Annotated in this window: 4 protein-coding genes and 1 pseudogene; 4 read left to right on the forward strand and 1 reads right to left on the reverse strand. The window is 72.4% G+C overall.

The features are described from left to right. Positions 1 to 56 precede the first annotated feature (56 nt). From FV222_RS18145 to FV222_RS18160, 4 genes are all read left to right on the forward strand, one after another. Positions 57 to 1,223, forward strand: a complete 1,167-nt coding sequence (locus FV222_RS18145; protein ID WP_147762332.1) for a glutathionylspermidine synthase family protein — start codon at positions 57 to 59, stop codon at positions 1,221 to 1,223. 53 nt (positions 1,224 to 1,276) lie between these two features. Then, positions 1,277 to 1,729, forward strand: coding sequence for a DNA polymerase III subunit chi (locus FV222_RS18150; RefSeq protein WP_147762331.1), 453 nt, complete (start codon positions 1,277 to 1,279; stop codon positions 1,727 to 1,729). A gap of 242 nt (positions 1,730 to 1,971) precedes the next feature. Beyond that, positions 1,972 to 3,483 carry a peptidase S10 gene (locus tag FV222_RS18155; RefSeq protein WP_147762330.1) on the forward strand — a complete coding sequence of 504 codons (1,512 nt, stop codon included), beginning with the start codon at positions 1,972 to 1,974 and terminating at the stop codon, positions 3,481 to 3,483. 68 nt (positions 3,484 to 3,551) lie between these two features. After that, positions 3,552 to 3,866: a hypothetical protein gene (locus FV222_RS18160; protein WP_246685529.1), complete on the forward strand. Its 315-nt coding sequence runs from the start codon at positions 3,552 to 3,554 to the stop codon at positions 3,864 to 3,866. Between the two features lie 77 nt (positions 3,867 to 3,943). On the opposite strand, the pseudogene FV222_RS29800 reads toward FV222_RS18160, so the two are convergent. Beyond that, a pseudogene (locus FV222_RS29800) lies at positions 3,944 to 4,433 on the reverse strand (hypothetical protein); the annotation flags it as partial.

The following is a 4,433-nucleotide window of genomic DNA, read 5'->3' on the forward strand; positions in this document are numbered from 1 at the left end:
GCCACGGGCCGCAGCTTCGCCGCGCACGGGACGGCGGGCCACGGGGGCGGCGGCTGATGCGCCGCATCGCGTTGGGCGAGCGGCCGGACTGGCGCGCGAGCGCGCAGGCCAACGGCTTCACCTTCCACACCCTCGACGGCGCACCTTATTGGGACGAAAGCCACGCCTACGCCTTCACCCTCGAAGAGATCGAGCGCGACATCGAGGGGCCGGGCACCGAGCTCCACGCCCTGTGCCTCGACTTCGTCGCCGACGCGGTCGAGGACGCGCGCATCCTCGCCTCGCTCGCGATCCCGGAAGCCGCCTGGGACGTGGTGCGTGACAGCTGGCGCCGCGGCGACCCCACGCTCTACGGCCGGCTCGACCTCGCCTATGGCGGCGACGGCACCGGCCCGGCCAAGCTCTTGGAATACAACGCCGACACGCCGACGGCGCTCTACGAGGCGGCGGTGTTCCAGTGGCTGTGGCTCGAGGACCTGCTGCGGCTCGGCCGGCTGCCGGCCGGGTCGGACCAGTTCAACACCGTGCACGAGTGCCTGATCGCCCGCTTCCGCGCGGTCGGCGGCGCGTCGCTGGCGCTGACGGCCTACGCCGACGCGCCCGAGGACCGCGGCACCGTCGCCTACATCGAGGATTGCGCGCGCCAGGCCGGCCTCGCGACCCGCTTCCTCGACCTCGGCGACATCGGGCTCGCCGCCGACGGCCGCTTCGTCGACCGGGCGCTGACGCCGATCACGACCCTGTTCAAGCTCTATCCGTGGGAATGGGCGTTCGCGGATGCGTTCGGCGCGGCCTTGTCCGCGACGCCGACGCGCTTCCTCGAACCGCCGTGGAAGGCGGTGCTGTCGAACAAGGGGCTGCTGCCGCACCTGTTCGCCCGCGAGCCGGGCCATCCGAACCTGCTGCCGGCCTATTTCGAGGACGACCCCCAGAAGGCGCGGCTCGGTACCTCTTTCGTCAAGAAGCCGCTGTTCTCGCGCGAGGGCGCCAACGTGCTGATGGTGTGCGACGGCGCCGTGCTGGCCCAGGACCACGGCCCCTACGGCGCAGGCGGTCACGTCCGCCAGGCGCTCGCCGAGCTGCCGTGCTTCGACGGGCGCCACGCCCTCGTCGGCGCCTGGATCGTCGGCGACGACTGCGTCGGGCTGTGCCTGCGCGAGTCGGATGGGCCGATCACAACGAACGCGGCCCTGTTCGTCCCGCACGTGATCCTGCCGGGGTGAGTGCGCCGATGACGCGCTGTGCAAGGCGCGCGCGACGGCCTATCTGAGCGGACGTGACGGACATCCTCTTCTACCACCTCCAGAACCAGCCGCTCGAAGCGGTGCTGCCGAACCTCGTCGAGAAGTCGCGCGAGCGCGGCTGGCAGGCGGCGATCCAGGCGGCGACCGAGGAGCGGCTGCAGGCGCTCGACGACCACCTCTGGACCTTCCGCGACGACAGCTTCCTGCCCCACGGCACCGATCGCGAGCCGGATGCGGCGAGCCAGCCGGTGGTGCTGACGCTGCGCGAGACCAACCCCAACGCCGCCGCCATCCGCTTCCTCGTCGAGGGCGCCGACCTGCCGCCGGATGTCGGCGACTACCAGCGCATCTGCGTGCTGTTCGACGGCACCGACCAGGATGCGCTCCTGCGCGCCCGCGAGCAGTGGAAGGCGGCCAAGGCCGCCGGCCACGCGGTCGCCTACTGGCAGCAGGACGACGACGGCCGCTGGCTGAAGAAGGCGTGACGTTCCCTCGCGCACCCGACCGGATTTCAGGATTCGCCATGCGCTTGTTTGACAATGCGATCGAGGCCGCGCTCCGCGCGCTTCCCTCCCCCCTCTGCGGGAGAAGGTTGCCCGCTCAGCGGGCCGGGAGGGGGGAGCGACAGTGCCGGATAACGCGCACCCCTCTCCCGAGCCTCGCCGACGCGAGGCAAACCCTCTCCCGCAGGGGGGGGAGGGCATGCGCGTTCGGGTTTGCGCTCCTGATGGCTTTCGCCCCGCTTCCGGCCATCGCCCAGGCGCCGCAGCGCGGCCCCTCCGAATCGCGGCCGGCCGAGGGCCGCAAGCTTCCGCCCGATTCCACCACCGAGCAGAGCGTCACGCTCCCCAACGGCCAGAAGCTCGACTTCACCGCCACCGCCGGCAGCCTGCCGCTGGTCGACGAGTCCGGCAAGCTGCAGGCCGAGATCGCCTTCGTCGCCTACACTCGCCCCGCGGCGGCCGGGACGGCGCGGCCGATCACCTTCGCGATCAACGGCGGCCCCGGCGCGGCGTCGGCCTACCTGAACGTCGGCGCGATCGGCCCGTGGCGCCTGCCGGCCGACGGGTCGAGCATCAGCCCGTCACGTTCGGTGGCGCTGGTGCCGAACGACGGCACCTGGCTCGACTTCACCGACCTCGTCTTCATCGATCCGGTCGGCACCGGCTACAGCCGCGCCGCCGACGGCGACGGCAAGGCGTATTGGAGCGTCGACTCGGATGCCTCGGTGCTGTCGGCGGCGATCGCCCGCTACCTGCGCGTCAACACCCGCATGGGCGACCCGAAGTTCTACGTCGGCGAGAGCTACGGCGGCTTCCGCGGGCCGCTGATCGCCGCCAAGCTCCAGGAGGATGTCGGCGTCGGCCTGTCGGGCCTCGTGCTGCTCTCGCCGGTCCTCGATTTCGGCACCCTGTCGCCGCCGCGGTCCAACCCGTGGGGCAACATCCTGCGGCTGCCCTCGTATGCGGCCGGCGCCCTCGAGCGGGCCGGCACCGTGCCGACCCGCGACACGCTCGCCGACACCGAGCGCTACGCCACCGGCGCCTACCTGGCCGACCTGTTGAAGGGGCCGAACGACGCGCCGGCGGTGGCGCGCCTCACCGAGCGCGTCGCCGCGCTGACAGGGCTCGATCCGGCATTCGTCAAGGCACAGGGCGGGCGGCTGTCGTCGAACAGCGTCCAGCGCGAAGTCGACCGCGCCACGGGCCGCGTCGCCAGCGCCTACGACACCGGCGTCAGCGGCTGGGACCCGGACCCGACCGCGGCGCATTCCGGCTTCGACGACCCGCTGCTCACCGCTTTGCAGGCGCCGCTCACCAGCGCGATGATCGACCTCTACGCGAAGAAGCTGAACTGGCGGGTGACGAACCTGCGCTACGAGCTTCTGAACACCGCCGTGAACCGCAGCTGGAGTTGGGGCGGCGGCCGCTCCGCGCCCGAGGCGGTCGGAGCGCTTCGCGGGGTGCTGGCGCTCGACGGCAACGTCCGGGTGCTGGTGGCGCACGGCTTCACCGACCTGGTGACGCCGTACTTCGCCTCCAAACTGCTGATCGACCAAATCCCGTCCTATGGGCCTGAGCCGCGGCTGTCGCTCGCGGTGTACCCTGGCGGGCACATGTTCTATTCCCGCCCCGATGCGCGGGCGGCGTTCAAGCGCGACGTCTCGGCCCTTTACGCCGCCGCGCTGAAGGCCCGCGAGGGCACCGCACCCAACTTGGAGCGCAAGGAGGCGCCGTGACGTTGCCCGACCTGCGAACGCTCGCCAGCGGCACCCTGTTCGCGGCAGCCCTCCTCGGCGCCTGCACCGTGACCGAGCGGACGCCGCCGCCGGCCCCTTCCGAGATCGTCCCGATCCCGCCGCGCGTGGCCGCGGCGCCGACCTTCACCGGTCCGGTGCTCGCGCCGGACGGGTCCTGCACCGGGCCGGTCCCGACGAGCGCCGCCGCGATCGAACTCGGGATCGGCGAGTGCGACCTCGTGCGCCTGAAGGGCCGCCCGCCGGTGGACGTGCTGGTGGGTGAAGGCCGCGCGGGTCGTGAGGTGCAAGTGCTCTACACCGAGCCCGGGGCGAAGGAGCTGTACTTCTTCGTCAACAACAAGCTCGACCGGGTTGTGAAGTAGGCAGCCGGAGGCGCGCCTTCGCATCGCGACCTTTACGACATCGTGAGCGAGGCGGCGCGACCCGGTCGCGATCCGCGCTACCGCACCCGCCAAACCTTCAGCACGTCGCCGTCGAGGGGCAGCGGTTCGAGCCAGTCGGCCTGGACTTCGCCGCGGGCGAGGCGCGTGGCGAAGGCGGGCCCGTCGAGGCCTGGGCTCGGCCGCGCACGGCAGACGACGACGTAGCGGACGCCGTGCGCCGCCACGTGCCGGCGCAGGTCGGCCTCGCTGCCGCCGAGACCTTCGATCGCGGCGGTGAGCCCTGGGATCGCCCGGTGATACGGCGCCGCGACCACCGCATGCGGCGTCCGCATCAGGATCGACGGACCCATGACGACCGGCGCGAGCACCGTTCCGGCGGGAAGCGCGGCGAGCGGCTTCACCGCGCCGTCGGCCTGGCAGGCGAAGGCCTCGGCGCTCGCCGCGGCGGCCCCGCTTTCTTCGAACAAGCCGGCGAGGGCCGCCGGGGCCATCCAGGCGGTGCTGATCATCGCGATGCCGAGGGCGGCGAGGCCGGCCCGCCGGCGC

The organism is Methylobacterium sp. WL103 (genome assembly GCF_008039885.1).
Lineage (GTDB): Bacteria > Pseudomonadota > Alphaproteobacteria > Rhizobiales > Beijerinckiaceae > Methylobacterium > Methylobacterium cerastii.